At 39.1% G+C, this 18573-nt stretch carries 21 protein-coding genes and 2 riboswitches; of the genes, 1 reads left to right on the top strand and 20 read right to left on the bottom strand.

The window, feature by feature from the left end:
* Positions 1-44: 44 nt before the first annotated feature.
* The 4 genes from MLE13_RS15345 to MLE13_RS15330 all read right to left on the bottom strand — a co-directional run bounded on the left by MLE13_RS15345 (position 45) and on the right by MLE13_RS15330 (position 5024).
* Entirely contained in the window at positions 45-1619 is a 1575-nt protein-coding gene (locus tag MLE13_RS15345; RefSeq protein WP_240750599.1) for a Na+/H+ antiporter NhaC family protein, read from the bottom strand.
* A gap of 108 nt (positions 1620-1727) precedes the next feature.
* Positions 1728-1909, bottom strand: a riboswitch (Lysine riboswitch).
* 71 nt (positions 1910-1980) lie between these two features.
* On the bottom strand, positions 1981-3324 hold the full coding sequence (locus MLE13_RS15340; RefSeq protein ID WP_240750597.1) for a bifunctional metallophosphatase/5'-nucleotidase: 1344 nt from the start codon (positions 3322-3324) through the stop codon (positions 1981-1983).
* A gap of 12 nt (positions 3325-3336) precedes the next feature.
* Positions 3337-4164: a sulfite exporter TauE/SafE family protein gene (locus MLE13_RS15335; RefSeq protein WP_240750595.1), complete on the bottom strand. Its 828-nt coding sequence runs from the start codon at positions 4162-4164 to the stop codon at positions 3337-3339.
* A complete protein-coding gene (locus MLE13_RS15330; protein WP_240750594.1) occupies positions 4164-5024 on the bottom strand; it encodes a DUF72 domain-containing protein in 861 nt (286 codons plus the stop codon). Before MLE13_RS15330 ends, MLE13_RS15335 begins: the two co-directional genes overlap by 1 nt.
* 124 nt (positions 5025-5148) lie before the next feature.
* Between MLE13_RS15330 and MLE13_RS15325 the strand changes: the two genes are divergently transcribed.
* Positions 5149-5817, top strand: a complete 669-nt coding sequence (locus tag MLE13_RS15325) for a DNA alkylation repair protein (protein ID WP_346429178.1) — start codon at positions 5149-5151, stop codon at positions 5815-5817.
* A 57-nt stretch (positions 5818-5874) separates the two neighbouring features.
* On the opposite strand, the gene MLE13_RS15320 is transcribed toward MLE13_RS15325, so the two are convergent.
* The 16 genes from MLE13_RS15320 to MLE13_RS15245 all read right to left on the bottom strand — a co-directional run bounded on the left by MLE13_RS15320 (position 5875) and on the right by MLE13_RS15245 (position 18495).
* Positions 5875-6060, bottom strand: a complete 186-nt coding sequence (locus MLE13_RS15320) for a hypothetical protein (protein ID WP_240750591.1) — start codon at positions 6058-6060, stop codon at positions 5875-5877.
* Between the two features lie 155 nt (positions 6061-6215).
* Positions 6216-7613, bottom strand: a complete 1398-nt coding sequence (sufB, locus tag MLE13_RS15315) for a Fe-S cluster assembly protein SufB (RefSeq protein WP_240750589.1) — start codon at positions 7611-7613, stop codon at positions 6216-6218.
* Positions 7614-7633: 20 nt separating this feature from the next.
* Positions 7634-8074 carry a Fe-S cluster assembly sulfur transfer protein SufU gene (gene sufU / locus MLE13_RS15310; RefSeq protein ID WP_008429496.1) on the bottom strand — a complete coding sequence of 147 codons (441 nt, stop codon included), beginning with the start codon at positions 8072-8074 and terminating at the stop codon, positions 7634-7636.
* A complete protein-coding gene (locus MLE13_RS15305; RefSeq protein ID WP_240750587.1) occupies positions 8064-9293 on the bottom strand; it encodes a cysteine desulfurase in 1230 nt (409 codons plus the stop codon). The genes sufU and MLE13_RS15305 overlap by 11 nt, the downstream gene beginning before the upstream one ends.
* Positions 9293-10597: a Fe-S cluster assembly protein SufD gene (gene sufD / locus MLE13_RS15300; RefSeq protein ID WP_240750586.1), complete on the bottom strand. Its 1305-nt coding sequence runs from the start codon at positions 10595-10597 to the stop codon at positions 9293-9295. Before sufD ends, MLE13_RS15305 begins: the two co-directional genes overlap by 1 nt.
* An 18-nt stretch (positions 10598-10615) precedes the next feature.
* Positions 10616-11398 carry a Fe-S cluster assembly ATPase SufC gene (sufC, locus tag MLE13_RS15295; RefSeq protein ID WP_330217548.1) on the bottom strand — a complete coding sequence of 261 codons (783 nt, stop codon included), beginning with the start codon at positions 11396-11398 and terminating at the stop codon, positions 10616-10618.
* Positions 11399-11669: 271 nt separating this feature from the next.
* Positions 11670-11825 carry a hypothetical protein gene (locus MLE13_RS15290; protein ID WP_240750585.1) on the bottom strand — a complete coding sequence of 52 codons (156 nt, stop codon included), beginning with the start codon at positions 11823-11825 and terminating at the stop codon, positions 11670-11672.
* 204 nt (positions 11826-12029) lie between these two features.
* Positions 12030-12557 carry a hypothetical protein gene (locus tag MLE13_RS15285; RefSeq protein ID WP_240750584.1) on the bottom strand — a complete coding sequence of 176 codons (528 nt, stop codon included), beginning with the start codon at positions 12555-12557 and terminating at the stop codon, positions 12030-12032.
* A gap of 99 nt (positions 12558-12656) precedes the next feature.
* Positions 12657-13829: a dicarboxylate/amino acid:cation symporter gene (locus MLE13_RS15280; protein WP_240750583.1), complete on the bottom strand. Its 1173-nt coding sequence runs from the start codon at positions 13827-13829 to the stop codon at positions 12657-12659.
* A 154-nt stretch (positions 13830-13983) separates the two neighbouring features.
* Positions 13984-14796 (bottom strand): MetQ/NlpA family ABC transporter substrate-binding protein, encoded by an 813-nt coding sequence (locus tag MLE13_RS15275; RefSeq protein ID WP_240750581.1) that lies wholly within the window; start codon positions 14794-14796, stop codon positions 13984-13986.
* 48 nt (positions 14797-14844) lie between these two features.
* Positions 14845-15513, bottom strand: a complete 669-nt coding sequence (locus MLE13_RS15270; protein WP_240750579.1) for a methionine ABC transporter permease — start codon at positions 15511-15513, stop codon at positions 14845-14847.
* On the bottom strand, positions 15506-16531 hold the full coding sequence (locus MLE13_RS15265) for a methionine ABC transporter ATP-binding protein (RefSeq protein WP_240750577.1): 1026 nt from the start codon (positions 16529-16531) through the stop codon (positions 15506-15508). Before MLE13_RS15265 ends, MLE13_RS15270 begins: the two co-directional genes overlap by 8 nt.
* 87 nt (positions 16532-16618) lie before the next feature.
* Positions 16619-16723, bottom strand: a riboswitch (SAM riboswitch).
* A 68-nt stretch (positions 16724-16791) separates the two neighbouring features.
* Positions 16792-17118 carry a thioredoxin family protein gene (locus MLE13_RS15260; protein ID WP_065527834.1) on the bottom strand — a complete coding sequence of 109 codons (327 nt, stop codon included), beginning with the start codon at positions 17116-17118 and terminating at the stop codon, positions 16792-16794.
* A 5-nt stretch (positions 17119-17123) separates the two neighbouring features.
* Positions 17124-17459, bottom strand: a complete 336-nt coding sequence (locus tag MLE13_RS15255; RefSeq protein WP_240750576.1) for a toprim domain-containing protein — start codon at positions 17457-17459, stop codon at positions 17124-17126.
* Positions 17460-17680: 221 nt separating this feature from the next.
* On the bottom strand, positions 17681-18061 hold the full coding sequence (gcvH, locus tag MLE13_RS15250; RefSeq protein WP_008429509.1) for a glycine cleavage system protein GcvH: 381 nt from the start codon (positions 18059-18061) through the stop codon (positions 17681-17683).
* A gap of 80 nt (positions 18062-18141) precedes the next feature.
* Complete coding sequence (locus MLE13_RS15245; RefSeq protein WP_276323963.1) at positions 18142-18495, bottom strand: arsenate reductase family protein; 354 nt, start codon at positions 18493-18495, stop codon at positions 18142-18144.
* Positions 18496-18573: the final 78 nt, after the last annotated feature.

Below are 18573 nucleotides of genomic sequence, written 5' to 3'. Positions count from 1 at the left end.
CAAAAGTAAAAAGGCAGAGGATAAGCTCCTCTGCCTTACTTCTATTAATTATTTTGTTGTTTTTCAATAATAGTTGTTCGTTGCGACCAAACAACGAATAACACGACTAAAACGATTAGGACAACTCCTAATGACAACAGTAAAGAACCCGTAAACCCTATGACAATATACCCGATAGCAGCGATACCAGCAGCTGTTAATGCATAAGGTATCTGCGTTAAGACATGGTCCATATGGTTACTTCCCGCTCCTGTTGATGACAAGATTGTCGTATCAGAAATCGGTGAACAATGGTCGCCAAATACAGCACCTGCTAAAACTGCGGATAACGCTGGCAATAATAACGCAGGTTCTGCTTCAATCATAATTGTCCCGGCAATCGGTAAAAGAATACCGAATGAGCCCCATGAAGTTCCTGTAGAGAAAGCCATAACTCCAGCTAACACAAACAAAAGAACTGGCAAGATCGCTGTAGGAACATTACCGTCAGAAACAACGCCTGCTAAGTATGCGCCTGTTTCTAATGACCCAATTAAAGAAGTCAATGACCACGCAAATACTAGTATTAATACGGCGCCCATCATAGACTTGATACCGGCCCAAATACCTTTACCGATCCAGCCAACGTTGGCTGTTTTATTTGTTTTCATTTGTAGCATGTAAAGAATAATAGATGTTAAAGCACCTAATAATCCACCTATCAATAACGAAGCTGGTACATCTGTATTTTCAAAGATTAACCAAATATCGAATACTTGGCCAGCATTTTGGTAGCCAGTCCAAATCATTGCGACTACTGTTCCGACAATCAACAGTAAAATAGGAAGCAATAAATCTCTCACATGTCCATGCGAATGAGTCGGAAATTCTTCTTTCATTTCACCAGGAATCGTTTTTTCAGGATCGAAAAGCTGTCCTTTTGAAATTGCTAATACTTCATGTTTTTTCATTTCGCCAAAATCAACATCACGGATTGCAACAAAAAAGACAATGGCAAGAGAAGCAACAACATAAAAATTCATTGGTGCCATCCAAAGAAACGCTTCAAGTGCAGAATATTCTACAAAAGTTTGACCAGCTAAAATGGTGGCAATAATACCAATAATTGCTGCTCCCCAACTTGATACAGGAGAGACTACACAAACAGGTGCTGCAGTCGAATCGATAAAGTAAGCAAGTTTTGCGCGTGAAACTTTGTATTTGTCTGTAATCGGACGTGCAACTTGCCCAACAGCCAATGCATTAAAATAATCATCGATAAAGATTACCATTCCAAGAACGACTGTTAATACCTTGGCACCACGACGAGATTTAATGTGGTTTGATGCCCATTCAGCGAAAGCATGGCTACCTCCTGAAAGACTAACAAATGCTGTAATAACACCTAGTAGTAAAAGAAACAGAATGATAAAGACGTTATAGGCGTTAAAGCCACCGTCCCAAAAAATAATTGCGAATGATGTAGCAAGTTCCTGCAAGGCCTCTAGTGGTGAAAACCATGTTAGGATAATAGCTGCTGCCACAATACCTGTACCTAATGACAATAGGACACGTCGTGTTAATAAGACCATAACGATGGCAATAATCGGTGGCAAAATCGAAAAAATCGTATTCTCCAAAATAACTCCTCCTTGTTTTTGATGGGTGAAATTGAGACAAAAAAGGCTGACCTCTCCAGTTGGATTAAGTCAGCCTTCTACAATTCGTCTGTGCGATAAAACATCAAACAACCCTGTAGCCCTCCATTTAAGCAGTTGCTTAAATGACAGTGACATTCCTGTTCAGAATGACCCCAATCCACTTCCTATGACCATAAGAAATAAATTTCGGCAAAACTTCCTTTCAGATACGTTCAACGCGGTCATACTCGCGCACCCTACTGATCAGTCCTGCAGCCTCTACCCACCATTATAACTTTCCTTTTTAGCATAGCCCAAAATCACTACAAAATCAACTGAATATATATTCTACCTGTCATTGCTACTTTATCGCCTTGTTATGAAAATATTGACCAAATACATCCCGAAGAAATTCTGGCATAAAATATGTTTTCGTTGCTCTTTTCAAACTCGGAAAAAAATAGCCAAATGTCAGCATATCTAACGTAACCAATTGATACATTTGATCATGCACAACTCGTTGATTTCCGATATATAATCGGCGATCGATAAGCTCCATATTCAAATGAATCATTTTGCCAAACACCACTCCTCGAAAACCCATTCCTTTTAGCTCAAGTTGTGGCCATTCTGAATTCAAGGATTGCAAATAAATCTCTTTTAACTCTGCTCCACTTAACTCAACTACACATGGATTAATCGGATGTGGCAACATCTTATGAAAATTATAACGAGTCATCGCTCCTTCACGTATATCTTCCATGAATATTCCAGCATTGAACAATGCACAATCTGCTCCTGTAAATTCAATCATCGCTTGACCAAACAAAGTGGCAAGCTCTGAATCCTTAAACCACTCTGCTTTCAACTTTTTATCGCTATAAAATACAAGTTCATTCATTTGAATTTTTCCTTGTTCAACTAGATGTTCATCAAATCCCTCTTGTACTTCGCACAGCCCAGATACTTCAATCAACCGAGCTGAAGTTTTTTCAAATTCTTTCTCAACTGCAATATGTCCAACAAAAAAACCGAACTTCCCAGCAGCTCCGAGTAGTGTATCACCTTGCCATTTCCCATCATGAAAAACATGGTGAGTGTGTGCACCTAAAATAATATTAATCTGCGGACAAAGCTCTGCTAGTAGCTCATCGTCTTTAATGCCCAAATGTGATAAACAAACAATCAAATCGGTATCATCTTGAATTTCTTTTACTGTTTGAATAATGGACTCTTTTGCATCTGTGATTTCCCACCCCAGCTTGCGATAAAACGGAGTGAACTCGGCTGTTGCTCCAACTAAACCAATACGTGTGCCACTTGCTGTCCGAATAATTCGGTGAGACTTGGCCCATTTTGGTCGGTTACCATGCAAATCAAATAAATTCGATACCACTACATCAAATTCAGCTTGAATATATAATTCATCAAGTTCTTCTTTAGACAATGTGATGCCCTCGTTATTGCCGATTGTCACTGCATCATAATTTGCTTCGTTAAGTAATTGAACATTGCCTTTACCCGCTGTGCCTTCCGTATAAGGGTGCGAACGATCAACATGGTCGCCAATATCTAAAATCAGACAAACGTCCCCTTCTCCTTCATGCCATCTTTTTCGTTCTGCTAAAAACGATTTAATGCGAGGCCAGTTTGCAAAATGACTGTGTAAATCATTCGTATGATAAATATGAATAGTTTCGCTCATGAAAACACCTCTTTAGTTGCTAAATATTCCTTCATAGATTGAACGTAGCCCGAGCACTAGAAGCACAATTCGCAAAATGGTGACTAACATTTCCGAATTGAGACGTTTGTTTAACGCTGCTCCTATTTTTGCACCAATATAAGCACCTGGTACGACCGCGAGCGTATATATCCACGGGACGTTACCCAGTGAAATATGCGTAACCGAATTGACAAGTGCTGATAGAAAAACCATTAACATCGATGTCCCAACGGCTACATGAGGAGGAAACAAAAACAGAAGAATCATTGCCGGCACAATAATTGAACCGCCGCCGATTCCAAATAACCCGGAAGCAATTCCGACAAAGAATGTTAAGAGCAAAGCAAACCAAATCGGATAACCATAAATGTATTGTTTGTTTTCTCTGTCAATAAAAGTGGTCTTCCGACCGTTATCTACAAACCAATGGACTGCCTTGAGGTGGTCGCGCAACAACAAAAGTACCGAAAGAAACACAAGGAGAATACCAAAATACAAATTAAATGATGGCAAATCTAAATTTTTATTAATAAAAGCACCGACGATTGTCCCCGGTGCACTTCCCGCAAAAAAAATAAATCCACTTTTGTAATCCACTGTACGAACTTTCATATAGGCCAAGGTCGATGAAAGACCTGTAAAAATCATCATGATGACCGATAATCCCACAATTTTTTGTGGTGAAAGTTCAGGAAAAAAAGCAAAGCTAGTACCCATAAACAACAAGGCGGGCACTAGTATAACGCCCCCCCCTAAACCAATAAGAGCACCCAGTATGCCAGACATTACTCCGACAACTGCCATAACAACGAAAACCATTAAAATCCTCCTTCAAATAAGTCCATTTGTTTTGGTGAAAGCCCATCAAATGATAAATCATTCATCTTTTGAAACTGCTTGGCGTCACCTGCTGCATGCCCCCCTGAATTATTATTAAAAATCACGTAAACATTTTCAGTAGTCTTAGCTAATGACTTTACGGCATCACTAATATCTTCGAGCTCATCTTTATTGTAATCATATAAATAGCGAACTTCTCGCCAGTTTTGCCCATGGCCAGGGTTTAACCAGCCATGAACGTTACGACCATGAATGCGCATTAACACTTTATCATTCCTAGTAGCTATTGGTACAAGCGGAATTGATCCCTCACCCGCTTGTGGTTCATCACAAACCGAGTGGATTAAGTTGTGGTCACGTAGAAAATCCAAGGTTTTTTCGCTCATGCCATTCGCATACCAGGATTGATGGCGAAACTCAATCGCTAAGTCAAAATCTTTGAGACGCCCAATAATTTCCCGAAGCTGATCGACATTGTCTTTTTGACAATCAAACCATGGTGGAAATTGCAGTAACACCATTGCCAATTTCCCTTCTTCTTTTAAAGGTTGTACAGACTTACAAAATGCATCAAACATGGCATCACGTGACTCAAACGGATTTTCACCACGCAAATGACCAGTCATGCCTTGATAAGCTTTGACGATAAATTGGAATTGCGCAGGTGTTTCCGCAATCCATTTCCGAATATTGCGTTCCGGTTGAACTGCATAGAAAGAAGAATCCAGTTCAACAATTGGAAAATGAGCACCATAATCACTTAGTTTATCTGTTTTCTTTGAGCCCGGGCTATAGACATCCGGATGGTCTCCCCAACCCGTCAACCCTACATAAATCATTGTCCCGCCTCCATTTTCGTTATTATTTTATGATAACATAGAAAAAATAGAACGTCTTTTTTTAATAAGTATCCTATATGTCAAATGCTTTTTAACTTGAGGAGATGCGACAACCGCGAAAAAAATATGGGACCATCAAGGGATAATCAATAGTTTTGAAGCGAATCGTAATCCTGAACTGGCTATGCCGATGTCAGCATATATGCGGTATCAATTTGACTTTTTAGGTATCAAAAATCCATTGCGAAATGAACTATTAAAAAAACACTTATCAGCGTACCAATTACCTTCTCGAGAGAAATTAACAGAAGCAGTTTGGAAACTATATGAACTGCCGGAAAGAGAATATCAATACGCAGCGATTGCCTTACTAGACAGAATGAGAAAGGAGTTAATGCTTGAAGATTTGTCCTTTGTTAGGCAATTAATAGAAAACAAGTCCTGGTGGGACAGTGTAGATTCAATTGCTATACGAACTCTAGGTCATGTTGTTCGAAAAGAAAGAACTGCTGGAACACTTTTGATGGTGGAATGGTCCCAAGCAGAAAATATGTGGACAATTCGTGCTGCGATTCTTCATCAACTGAAATACAAAAAGCAAACAGATACAGCGGTACTCTCTCAAATTATTTTACAACATGTAGAATCACCTGAATTTTTTATCCAAAAATCCATTGGCTGGGCATTACGTGAATATGCCAAAACAGATGCTGAATGTGTAGAAACGTTTGTCTCTACACATGAGTTAATGCCTCTTAGTAAACGAGAAGCGTTGAAAAACATTAAAAAATAAGCTTAGGCGTACATTAAAGTATGCCTAAGCTTATTTATAAGTAATGATTTCAAGGTTTTAGAATAACCCACCAATCCCTTTTTTCGCAATTAAGGATTTTGCAGAATCCATCAATTCTTTCTTTTCGGTTTCATCAATTTTTCCATCATCATAAGCTTCTTTCGCTTGTACTAATACTTCTTTTGCTTCACTTAAGTCTGCGTTGCTTAATTTCTCTTTTAAAGCTTCGAATTTCTGACTCATGTTCCACATACCTCCTAAAGATTTATATACTGTAATGCTATACCCATTAAGCAATAATTCAAACTATAAGAACAAGCTAGTTAAATTTTTAAACAAGTCAATAAAAATAACCCTTGGCGTGAGCATTGTCACACCAAGAGTTACAGGTAAATTTATTAACCGATCGAGCCTTCCATTTCGAACTTGATTAAACGGTTCATTTCAACCGCATATTCCATTGGAAGTTCTTTTGTAAATGGTTCGATAAAGCCCATTACGATCATTTCTGTAGCTTCTTGCTCAGAAACGCCACGGCTCATCAAGTAGAATAACTGCTCTTCAGATACTTTTGAAACTTTCGCTTCATGTTCCAAAGAAACGTTATCGTTTAAGATTTCGTTGTATGGAATTGTATCAGAAGTTGATTGGTTATCCATGATTAACGTGTCGCATTCGATGTTCGAACGTGCGCCGTCAGCTTTACGTCCAAAATGAACGATTCCGCGATACGATACTTTCCCGCCTTGTTTTGAAATTGATTTCGAAACAATCGAAGAAGACGTATTTGGAGCCAAGTGAATCATTTTTGCACCAGCATCTTGGTGTTGTCCTTTACCAGCGATAGCGATTGACAATGTCATGCCACGTGCGCCTTCACCTTTCAAGTAAACCGCTGGATATTTCATCGTCAATTTCGAACCAATGTTGCCATCAATCCATTCCATTGTCCCGTTTTCGTACACAAATGCACGTTTCGTTACAAGGTTAAAGACGTTGTTTGCCCAGTTTTGAATTGTTGTATAACGGCAATAAGCATCTTTTTTCACGATAATTTCAACAACAGCTGAGTGAAGTGAATTTGTCGTGTAAACAGGAGCTGTACAACCTTCTACATAATGAACGCTTGCGCCTTCATCTACAATGATCAACGTACGTTCAAATTGACCCATGTTTTCTGAGTTAATACGGAAATAAGCTTGAAGTGGTGATTCCACTTTAATGCCTTTAGGAACATAGATAAATGATCCACCAGACCAAACAGCTGTATTCAATGCAGCAAATTTATTGTCTGCTGCTGGAATTACAGACTGCCAATATTCTTTGAAAAGGTCTTCGTTTTCACGAAGTGCAGAACCAGTATCTTTAAAGACGATACCCATGTCTTCCAATTCTACTTTCATGTTGTGGTAAACAACTTCAGATTCATATTGAGCTGATACACCAGCTAAATACTTTTGCTCTGCTTCTGGAATTCCTAATTTATCAAACGTACGTTTGATTTCTTCAGGAACTTCATCCCATGAAGTTTGGCTTGCTTCTGAAGGTTTTACGTAATACGTAATTTCATCAAAGTTTAATGAAGCCAAATCGCCGCCCCATTGTGGCATCGGCATTGAATAAAACAGTTTCAATGCTTTCAAACGAGACTTAAGCATCCATTCTGGTTCTTCCTTAATACTTGAAATTTCTCTTACGATGTCTTCAGTCAGACCTCTTTTTGATCTAAATACTGAAACATCTTTGTCGTGGAACCCATATTTATAATCACCGATTTCCGGCATTTTTTTCGCCATCGTCGTTCCTCCGTTCTATGTTACGATTTTTCTTCGTTTTGCACGCCTTTTTCCATCGCTTTCCAAGCCAAAGTCGCACATTTTATACGGGCTGGAAACTGAGAGACGCCTTGTAGCGCTTCAATATCACCAAGATCAATCGAATCATCATACTCTTTGCCAAGCATCATATCTGAAAAGATACCGGAAAGTTTTAATGCCGTATCAACTTCCTGCCCTTTGACAGCTTGCGTCATCATTGAAGCAGAAGCCATTGAAATCGAACATCCTTCACCATCAAACTTCGCATCTTTGACAATGCCGTCTTCGACCTGCAAAGTCAGTTGGATGCGGTCTCCACAGGTCGGATTGTTCATCTCGATATTAACGCTATTGTTTTCAAGTGCCCCTTTGTTGCGAGGCGTCTTATAGTGATCCATAATAACACGTCTGTATAATTGGTCTAAGTTATTAGAAGACATCGTTGAAATACTCCTTTGCCGAACGCAATCCTTCTACTAAACGGTCAACATCTGACTCGTCATTGTATAAATAGAAGCTAGCGCGTGCTGTAGCTGAAACTTCCAGCCATTTCATTAAAGGTTGTGCACAGTGATGACCTGCACGAACCGCGATTCCGCTCATGTCTAAGACAGTAGCGACATCATGCGGATGAACATCGTTCAAGTTGAATGTCACAATACCCGCACGTTTTTGTGGATCGGTTGGTCCATAAATATCTAATCCTTCGATTAAGTTCATTTTTTCCATTGCGTAAGCAGCCATTTGGTGTTCATGCTTTTCAATTTCATCTAAACCAATCTCGTTAAGAAAATCTATAGCTGCGCCTAATCCAACAGCACCTGCAATAATTGGTGTCCCACCTTCAAATTTCCAAGGCAACTCTTTCCATGTCGAATCGTATAAACCAACAAAATCGATCATTTCTCCACCAAATTCTACAGGTTCCATATTGTTTAATAATTCTTTTTTGCCGTAAAGAACGCCGATACCAGTTGGTCCACACATTTTGTGGCCAGAAAATGCAAAGAAATCACAGTCTAATTGTTGAACATCTATTTTAAGATGAGGTGCTGCTTGAGCACCGTCAACTACCATAACTGCTCCATTTTCATGCGCAATCTGTGCTACTTCTTTTACTGGATTCATCGTGCCGAGAACATTCGAGACATAAACCATTGAGACGATTTTAGTTCGTTCCGTCACGACTGCGCGGACTTGTTCTAACGAAATCGTGCCGTCTTTTTCAAGCTCAACATATTTTAAAATGGCTCCACGTTCTTTAGCTAATTGTTGCCATGGAATAATATTGGAATGATGTTCCATATAGGTAATGACAATTTCGTCGCCTTCTTGAACATTGGCTCGGCCGTAGCTTTGCGCAATGAGGTTCATGGCAGTTGTCGTTCCCCGCAAGAAAATAATTTCTTCCATTGAATTAGCATTGATGAATTTCCGAACTTTTTCACGTGCACCTTCATAATGTTCAGTAGCACGGTTCCCGAGCGTATGAACGCCTCGGTGTACGTTAGCATTATCTAATTCATAATAAGATTTTAATGCCTCAATGACCTGAACTGGCTTTTGTGAAGTAGCGGCACTGTCCAAATAAACCAGTGGGTGACCATTTATTTCTTGGTTGAGTATTGGAAAATAGCTTTTTATCTCTTTGTTGATCATTAGCGGACTTTCCTTTCGATAACCTCCGTCAATTGCTTTTTAACGCCTTCGATTGGCAACACTCGAACTACTGGTGCCAAGAAACCGTGAATAACAAGACGTTCAGCTTCCTGTTTTGTAATACCGCGGCTCATCAAATAATACAATTGAAGTGGATCTACGCGACCAACTGATGCCGCATGTCCTGCTGTTACATCATCTTCATCGATTAAAAGAATCGGGTTTGCATCTCCACGTGCTTTTTCACTCAACATCAGTACGCGTGATTCTTGTACTGCGTTAGATCTAGTTGCGCCGTGTTCGATTTTACCAATCCCATTAAAAATCGCAGAAGATGAGTCTTTCATAACACCATGCTTCAAAATAAATCCTTCTGAATCTTTACCCCAATGAACGACTTGAGTTGTAAAGTTTTGTTTTTGCGATCCCCGTCCAACTACTACACTTTTCGTATCGCCAAAAGAATTATCGCCGATCAAATGCGTTGTGTTTTCAGAAATTGTATCGCTATCATTCATCATGCCTAAAGCCCATTCAATACGTGCATCACGTGCTACAATGCCACGGCGGTTTACATACGTAATAAAACCTTCTGCTAATGTATCTACCGCACCGTAAGTAATTTGTGCGTTATCTTCAGCAAAAACTTCTGACACGATGTTTGCCAAGCCATTCGCATGTGGAACTGTTGAATAATAGTTTTCCACATAAGTTACTTTACTGCTCGTATCAGCAACAACAATTACGTGGTTAAACAATGATGCGTCAGCGTCGTCATGATAAAAGACCACTTGAACCGGCTCTTCTACAACAACGTTTTTCGGAACATAAAGGAAAGCTCCACCATTCATCAATGCAGCGTTTAACGCTGTCAATTTATGCTCATCCGTTTTCACGCCATTTGTCATAAAGTATTTTTTGACCAAATCGCCATGTTCACGTAGAGCTGTGAAAATATCCGTCAAAATAACACCTTGTGCTGCAAGGTCCTCAGAAACACGAGAAAATGCAGGTGTATTATTGTGTTGGATATAAAGGTTTTTTTGTTCTAAATCTACAATAGCTTTAACATCTTCTGTTAAATCTTCAAGCGATTCGAACTTCGCACTTTCAACAGCATGAACTGGGAAATCTGTAAAGTTCCAGCTAAGAATTTTTGTTTTATCTGGCTTTGGTAGTGGCAAGCTTTGCGCTTCCCCAAACGAACGAAGACGAAGCTCAGTAAACCATGAAGGTTCACCATTCATTTCTGAAAAAGAGCGCACGTCCTGCTCGGTCATTTTTAAATTTGTTTCAACCGTCATGCTAGTCTCTCCCTTCAATTATGCTTGTCCTACAGTCTCGTCTTCAATACCAAGTTCAACTTTGATCCAGTCATAACCTTCAGATTCAAGTTTAAGAGAAAGTTCTTCTCCACCTGATTTAACAACGCGTCCTTGCATCATTACGTGAACGTGGTCAGGCGTAATATAGTTCAACAGACGCTGATAATGGGTAATGATTAAGCAACCGAAGTTTTCGCTCTTCATTTGGTTGATACCGTCTGAAACAACTTTCAAAGCATCGATATCCAAACCAGAGTCAATTTCATCCAAAATAGCGATTGTCGGTTTGATCATCATTAGCTGAAGAATTTCATTACGTTTCTTTTCTCCGCCTGAGAAGCCTTCGTTTAAGTAGCGCTGCGCCATTTCTTGTTCCATGTCGAGCACTTCCATTTTGTTGTCCAATTCACGAATGAATTTCATCAATGAAATTTCATCGCCTTCTTCGCGACGTGCATTCATTGCAGAACGCATAAAGTCAGCATTTGTGACGCCTGAAATTTCACTTGGATATTGCATACCTAGGAAAAGACCAGCGCGTGCGCGTTCGTCTACTTCCATTTCAAGAACGTCTTCGCCGTCCAAAGTGATAGATCCTTGTGTGATTTCGTATTTAGGGTGTCCCATAATTGCGGATGCTAAAGTAGATTTACCAGTACCGTTAGGCCCCATGATTGCGTGAATTTCACCTGTATTAATTGTTAAGTCTACACCCTTTAAAATCTCTTTGTCTTCGATTTTAACGTGTAAATCTTTAATGACTAAAGTTGACATGTATATACCTCCATAAAGTTAATATTCGAATGGCGAACCATCCTTAATTAGTATCATTCTAATCTTAACTCATATTCACCTTACTGGCAAATCATTAAACCACATCTAAAATGAAGGTAAATCAATTTAGATTGCTGGATTTCTCACTTATTTACAAAAGCTGGACCTGATAACTGTCATGCTTTTATATTTTCAATAAAAGAACACTAATTGAGAATCCATATCAATAAAAAACCAGCATCCGAGGATGCTGGTTTTACACTCTTATATGCTAAATTCAGTCTCTATGAACTTGCCGTTCGATCTGGCCGGCTACTTTTTGGCCTAGCTGATAGTCTTGTTCGCGGCGCTGTTCTACTTCAACAATTTTTTCAGTATTATTTTGATATTCATCAATTCCGAAGCCATGTGCATTTCTAAATGCTTGTTCCATTTTCTCCGTCTTGTCTATTCCGTTCGATTCAATAATGAACCATTCCTTTCAAACTTGTTTTTTTAATATTTACTTTGTTATTATACCCCATTAATTATCAAATAAACACCCGAATAATCTAATTAATCTGAAAATAGAACTATTGTCTTAGATTTATTTAATAAAAAAAACCCTTTAACAATTGCTCGTTAAAGGGTTAACTATTTATTGTGATACTTCGTTATAAATACTAGAAGCAGCTAGACCTAGTTCTTCAAGTATTTCATTTAACTGAGCATCCGCCTCATTAAATTTCTCATTTGCCGCTTCAAAAGAAGGCGTTTCTTTTGATAATTCTTCAGCTTTTAGTTCATATGATTCACCCATAACAGAAAATGCTGAAGTGATTTGTTCTTCTTGATCTTTTAATGTTTCTGGAATTTCTAATGAGTCAACAGCTTTTGCTGCTTCGTTGCTAGCAGAAATTGCTGCGTCTTTCATTTGTTGAAGTTCTTCACCTTCTGGTAAAGATTCTTCTGCTTGGCCCATTTCAAACGTATTCAAGTCTGCATCTACAGCATTGATTGTGTTTGGAATTGCCATGTAAAATTTCATCATTTCTCTTTTTACTTCTGACGTGTCATCAGAAGTGTCAGTGCTAGTAGTTGTTTCTTTTGGTTCCGTTGACTCTTCTTCAGAACAAGCCGTTAATAAAAATGTTGCTGATAGTCCAATTGCCCACAATTTCTTCATGATGGTTCCTCCTATTGTGTAATATCATCGTTATAATAACACAAAAATTACCAATAGAACAGCATTTGGAAATAGTCGCAATCGCCAGACTTTCTTTTATTACCCTAAACTTTTACGCCCATTTGTAAAACGGTCAACGATATGCGCTAATGCACCATCTCCTGTAACGTTAGCCGCAGTACCAAAGCTATCTTGCGCTAAATAAAGTGCGATCATTAACGCTACCATTGTTTCGTCAAATCCAAGCATACTTTGTAGCAAACCGATTGCTGCCATGACAGCTCCACCCGGAACACCTGGTGCCGCAATCATCGTAACGCCTAGCATTAAAATAAATGGGAAGAAACTACCGAATGATGGTACTCCACCTGTTAATAGCACAACACCAATCGCACAAGATACTAATGTGATTGTGCTACCCGATAAATGAATTGTCGCAAACAATGGAACGGTAAAATCAGTTACTCGCTCGTTTGCTCCAGATTTGCGAGCTTGGCGCAAAGTAACCGGAATTGTTGCTGCTGAAGACTGAGTTCCTAATGCCGTAAAATAGGCGGGCATCATTGTTTTTAAAATGGAGAATGGGTTTCTTCCTTTTAACGCACCAGCTGCTGAATATTGAAGCATTAGCATTGTCCAGTGAAGAATGATAATCATTAAGAAGACAATCCCGAATAACGACAAGATTTCAAATACAGCTCCACCATATGCCATATTGGCGAATATTCCCAAAATATGGAATGGTAAAAGTGGAATAATGATATACGAAATTGTTTTTTCGATAATTGCTTGGAATTCATCGAAAAACGATACCATGGTTTTGCTTCCTGTTGATGCCATACCGATACCTAATAGAAAAGCCAAGATCAAGGCAGCCATTACACCAAATAAAGGTGTCATCTCAAGTGCAATAAACGAAGATGCTAATGCATGTTCCGGATCTTCCAAATTGCTCAACGATCCTTGCTTCATAAAATTAGGCAATACAGTTGTCGCTACAAAAAATGCTAATACACCAGCCGTAACTGTTGACGCATAAGCGATACCAGTAGCGACTCCTAATAATTTACCAGACCCTTTTCCTAATTTCGCAATTCCTGGAGCAATAAATCCAAGAATAATTAGTGGTACAACAAAGTTTAAGAAATTACCAAAAATCGATGTGAATGTTGCAAAAACACGCACTAGCCATTCTGGTGCAACTAAACCAACAAGTACTCCTAAAACAATCGCCACTACTATACGTGGCAATAAACCAAAATTGAACTTCATCCACCTGTCCCCCTCATATGAACAATTGTTTCTTTTTTTATTATTCAAAAATAGCACAGACCTTATTAGATTGTAAGCTCTAAAAGAAAACACGCAATATTTTTATTGTTTTGAAAACAAATAAAAAAGCACCCTTTCGGATGCTTTCTACTTATCAATCTACTGGTACTACTGAGCCGCCCCATTCTTCCAAAATGAAATCTTGAATTTCCTGAGATGTTAACACTTCAACTAATGCTTTCACATTTTCGTTATCTTCATCACCTGCACGCACAGTAATAATATTTACATATGGCGAGTCAGATGATTCTATTGCAATTGAATCTTCTAGAGGGCTGATGCCAGCATCAATTGCATAGTTGGAGTTGATCAAGACTGCATCTCCTTCACCTGATTCATACAATTGAACAAGTAAAGCTGCTTCATAGTCTGGCTCAAGCTGTAAATTTTTAGGATTATCAACAATATCACTCACTTCAGCCGATGTTTTATCTACACCTTCTGCCAATGTGATTAAGCCTTCTACCTCAAGCAGCGATAAAATACGACCCTGCTCCGATACCGAGTTGCTCATCAAAATGGTTGCATCTTGTGGTAGTTCATCTAGAGAAGCATATTTTTGTGAATAAACACCGATTGGTTCAATATGAATCCCTCCAGCATTTTCAAACTCATAACCATTATCAGCTATTTGAGTTTCTAAGTAAGGCACCGTTTGGAAATAGTTGGCATCAATTTCACCAGACTCTAAATCTTTATTTGGCAGGATATAATCCTGATACGTTTCGATTTCTAAGTCAATTCCTTTTTCTTCAAGCATAGGCTTCGCTTTTTCTAAAATTTCAGCGTGAGGCACGTTAGAAGCCCCTACCCGTAATGTTGCAGATTCTTCTTCGCTCGCTCCACCATTTCCGCATCCTGCTAGTACTAATGCTGTTAACGCTGTTCCTACTACAAATTTCTTCATCTCAATCTCTCCCTTTAGTGTGTTATTTATAGAACGGAAAATCCGTTTTTACCGTTTGTCAGCTTTAATTGTGACTAAATCACCAATATACTGAATGATAAAGACAATAATTAAAATTAAGATTGTTGCCATCATTGTGACGTCTTCACGACTTCGTTGGAAGCCATCTAGGAAAGCAAGTGTACCAAGACCACCTGCTCCGATAATTCCTGCCATGGCTGTATAGCCAACTAATGCGATAGCCGTAACTGTAATACCAGAGATTAACGCGGGTTTCGATTCTGGTAATAATACTTTCCAAATAATTGTGCCAGTTGTCGCGCCCATTGACCGAGCTGCTTCAATGACGCCTTTATCGATTTCTTTTAACGCGATCAAGACCATTCGTGCATAAAATGGAGCAGAACCAATAATCAATGCCGGTAAAGCCGCATTTGGACCTCGTATTGTTCCCATTAGCAATAAAGTTAATGGGATCAATAAAATGATTAAGATAATAAATGGAATAGAACGGAATATGTTGACGAATGCACCGGTCAACCAATTGACCACTTTGTTTGCCCATAACTGCTTAGGCGCTGTCAAAAATAAGAGAATCCCAAGTCCCAACCCAATAATAAATGTAAATAAAGTCGATATCGTCGTCATATATAGCGTTTCAAGTGTCGCTTCCCACATGCTTTCCCAGTCAACGTTTGGAAATAAAGACTCAATCATTTTGCATCACCTCCGCTTGAATATCTTCTGCACGAAGAAATGCTAATGCTTCTTCAATTTCTGCTGGGGAACCTTTTAACTGCAAAATCAATGTTCCGTACGCTCCTCGCTGTGTATGGGAAATGTTACCTTGAACAATATTGACGTCAACCGAATGGCTGCGAATCAATTTTGTTAAAAGAGGCTTTTCAGTTTGTTCACCAAGAAAGACCAATTTCACTAATTCACCTGTGGGATATAATTCCCGCAAGTTTTTAATAGTTTCTTGTGAATCTCCACTGTCGGCTACTTGTGCAACAAAGCGCTTCGTAATTTCAGCTTGTGGTGATTGGAAAACATTTAAGACATCTCCAAGTTCAACCACTCGACCGCCTTCCATTACAGCTACGCGATGACATATCTTCCGAATAACATGCATTTCATGGGTGATTAACACAATGGTTAATCCTAGACGTTTGTTAATGTCTACGAGTAAATCTAAAATAGCATCTGTCGTTTCTGGATCAAGTGCTGATGTTGCTTCATCACACAACAACACTTCTGGGTCATTTGCTAACGCACGAGCAATACCAACGCGTTGCTTTTGTCCGCCAGACAGTTCGGAAGGATATGCGTTTTCACGACCAGCTAATCCAACAAGCTCGATAAGTTCTTGTACTCGCTTTCCTCGTTGTGATTTGGCCACTCCGGCAATTTCTAGTGGGAATTCAATATTTTCTTTTACAGTACGAGACCAAAGTAAATTGAAATGTTGGAAAATCATACTGACTTTTTGGCGGGCTTTGCGTAATTCTCCACCTTTAATTGCTGTGATCATTTGACCGTTTATTTCTACAGTTCCTGATGTCGGTTTTTCCAAACCATTCAACAAACGGATCAATGTACTTTTTCCTGCTCCGCTATATCCGATGATCCCGAAAATTTCTCCATCGGAAATGGAGAATTCGACTTCGTCAACGGCTGTAAGAATCGCTTTGCCCGTATCGAATTTCTTTGTTACCTTCTTTAACTCAATCATTCTTCTAACACCCCTAAATCCTAAAATAAAAAGCCCTTCTGCGCATAAATGAGCAGAAGGGCAAACGTATATTATACGGAAACCAATCTCTCATCTGTCAAAGCTTTCGCTCTGAGTGAATTGGCACCATTTCATTTTCATGACGGTTGCCGGGCTTCATAGGGCACTTCCCTCCACCGCTCTTAATAAGAGTTCAATATGAAATTATTTAACAAGTAAACCTGTAATAAGCGCTCTCGCTTTCTTATCAGAAAACTAATTTACCATGACCGACTGTATTCGTCAACAGCTTTTAACTTATTATATAAATAAGGCACCGAATGAAAAGCATAAACTTTTTCTTTTAGTTTGCCACCTTCTGTAATTAATAGGCAAGGTACGCTTTCCACTTCATAAAGATCCGCAATTTCTTGAACATAATTCAAGTTGGCTTTGCCCATTGGTAAGTCTGGCAACAATTCCGTGATGACCGATAACATTTTAGAAGCTACTTGGCACGTTCCACACATCGGTGTATATAAATAATAGGCGGTTACGTCTTGCGTATTTTTTTCTTTTGACCATTCTTTATGTGTCCATTCTTTCATATTCTTCATCCCTCTATTAATAGCTTTTTAACTTGAATATTCGCTGTGATGAGTAAATCCTTTAATATCCTAAGCGGCGTTGCGGCGACTTCTTTATAGCACCGGTCGATATAAAAATGACTAGCTTCAGGAAACTCACGCTTTACTAGCTTCCGCAGCTTTTCTCCAGAGGAGTCTGCATCCACCAAGATGATGATATCCTGACCTTCATATGGTAGCAACAGTTCTTCAAGTCTTGTTGCACTAACTGTACCATTTGTACAAAGAATCGTCACGGGTTCTGCAATGAGTGGTGCGATTCTTAACTTATCGCTAATCCCCTCTACAACAATCACCTTCATAACCCTCACCCCATCGAATCAAGAATATGATAAGTCCTATTTTCTAGTCACCACATATTAATGCTCCAAAAACTAATTGACACAGAAAATAAATCTCTTTATCAATTTGCTTACTTTAAAAATACCAATGATAGAGGTCATAGTCCATTTTCAAGCTCAGAAGAAATCCAGCTTCTAAAACCCAATAAAAAAAGCGCCAAGATGCTGGCGCTTTTCGGAAATTACTCGTTTGTCATTTCTTTGTATTGATCTGCAGTCATCAATTCATTAACTTCTTCTTCAGAAGGGGCTTCGATAACGACCATCCAAGCCTGTTCGTAAGGCGATTCGTTAACAAATTCCGGGCTGTCTTCAAGCTCAGAGTTAACTTCAATCACTTTACCGCTAATTGGTGCATACAATTCCGAAACCGTTTTAACGGATTCAACGCTACCGAAAGGTTGATCTTTTTTCAGCTCGTCTCCAACTTGCGGAAGTTCAACAAAAACGATGTCTCCCAATTCAGCTTGTGCGAAATGAGTAATGCCGATACGTGCATTGCCATCTTCGATTTTAACCCATTCATGTTCTTTTGAATAACGAAGTTCTGCCGGTGTGCTCATCTTGACCCCTCCAAATTATGTAGTTCATTCAAATTTAGTTTGACATAAACAGCGGTGAAATACAAGTTGCCGCTATGCCCTTATAGCCACGTATTTTGATATTCTGCTTCTTTAAAGCCAAGTAACGCTTTTTCGCCATCCCATGCTAGTGGACGTTTAATCAACATCCCATTAGAAGCAAGTAGCTCTAACTGCTGATCTTCGCTCATCTCAGACAACTTATCTTTCAAACTAAGCGAGCGATAAACCAAACCACTCGTATTGAAAAACTTCTTTAATTCCAAGCCGCTAGCTTTATGAATTTCCGCAAGTTGTTCTTTCGTTGGTGGATTTTCTGATATATGTATTTCATTGTACTCTACACCATTTTTCTCTAGCCAGCTTTTCGCTTTACGGCAAGTCATACATTTAGGATATGCGTAATAGGTAATCAAGTTAGAACCTCCCTTTTTTCTTAGCTTACCAAAAAGAAAGACATTGGTCGATGAATAAAAATAGGCAACCCCACTATA

Origin of the sequence: Planococcus halocryophilus, from assembly GCF_022489025.1 — a bacterium.
GTDB classification, from domain to species: Bacteria; Bacillota; Bacilli; order Bacillales_A; family Planococcaceae; genus Planococcus; species Planococcus halocryophilus_A.
This window is presented reverse-complemented; position numbering and strand designations above follow the sequence as displayed.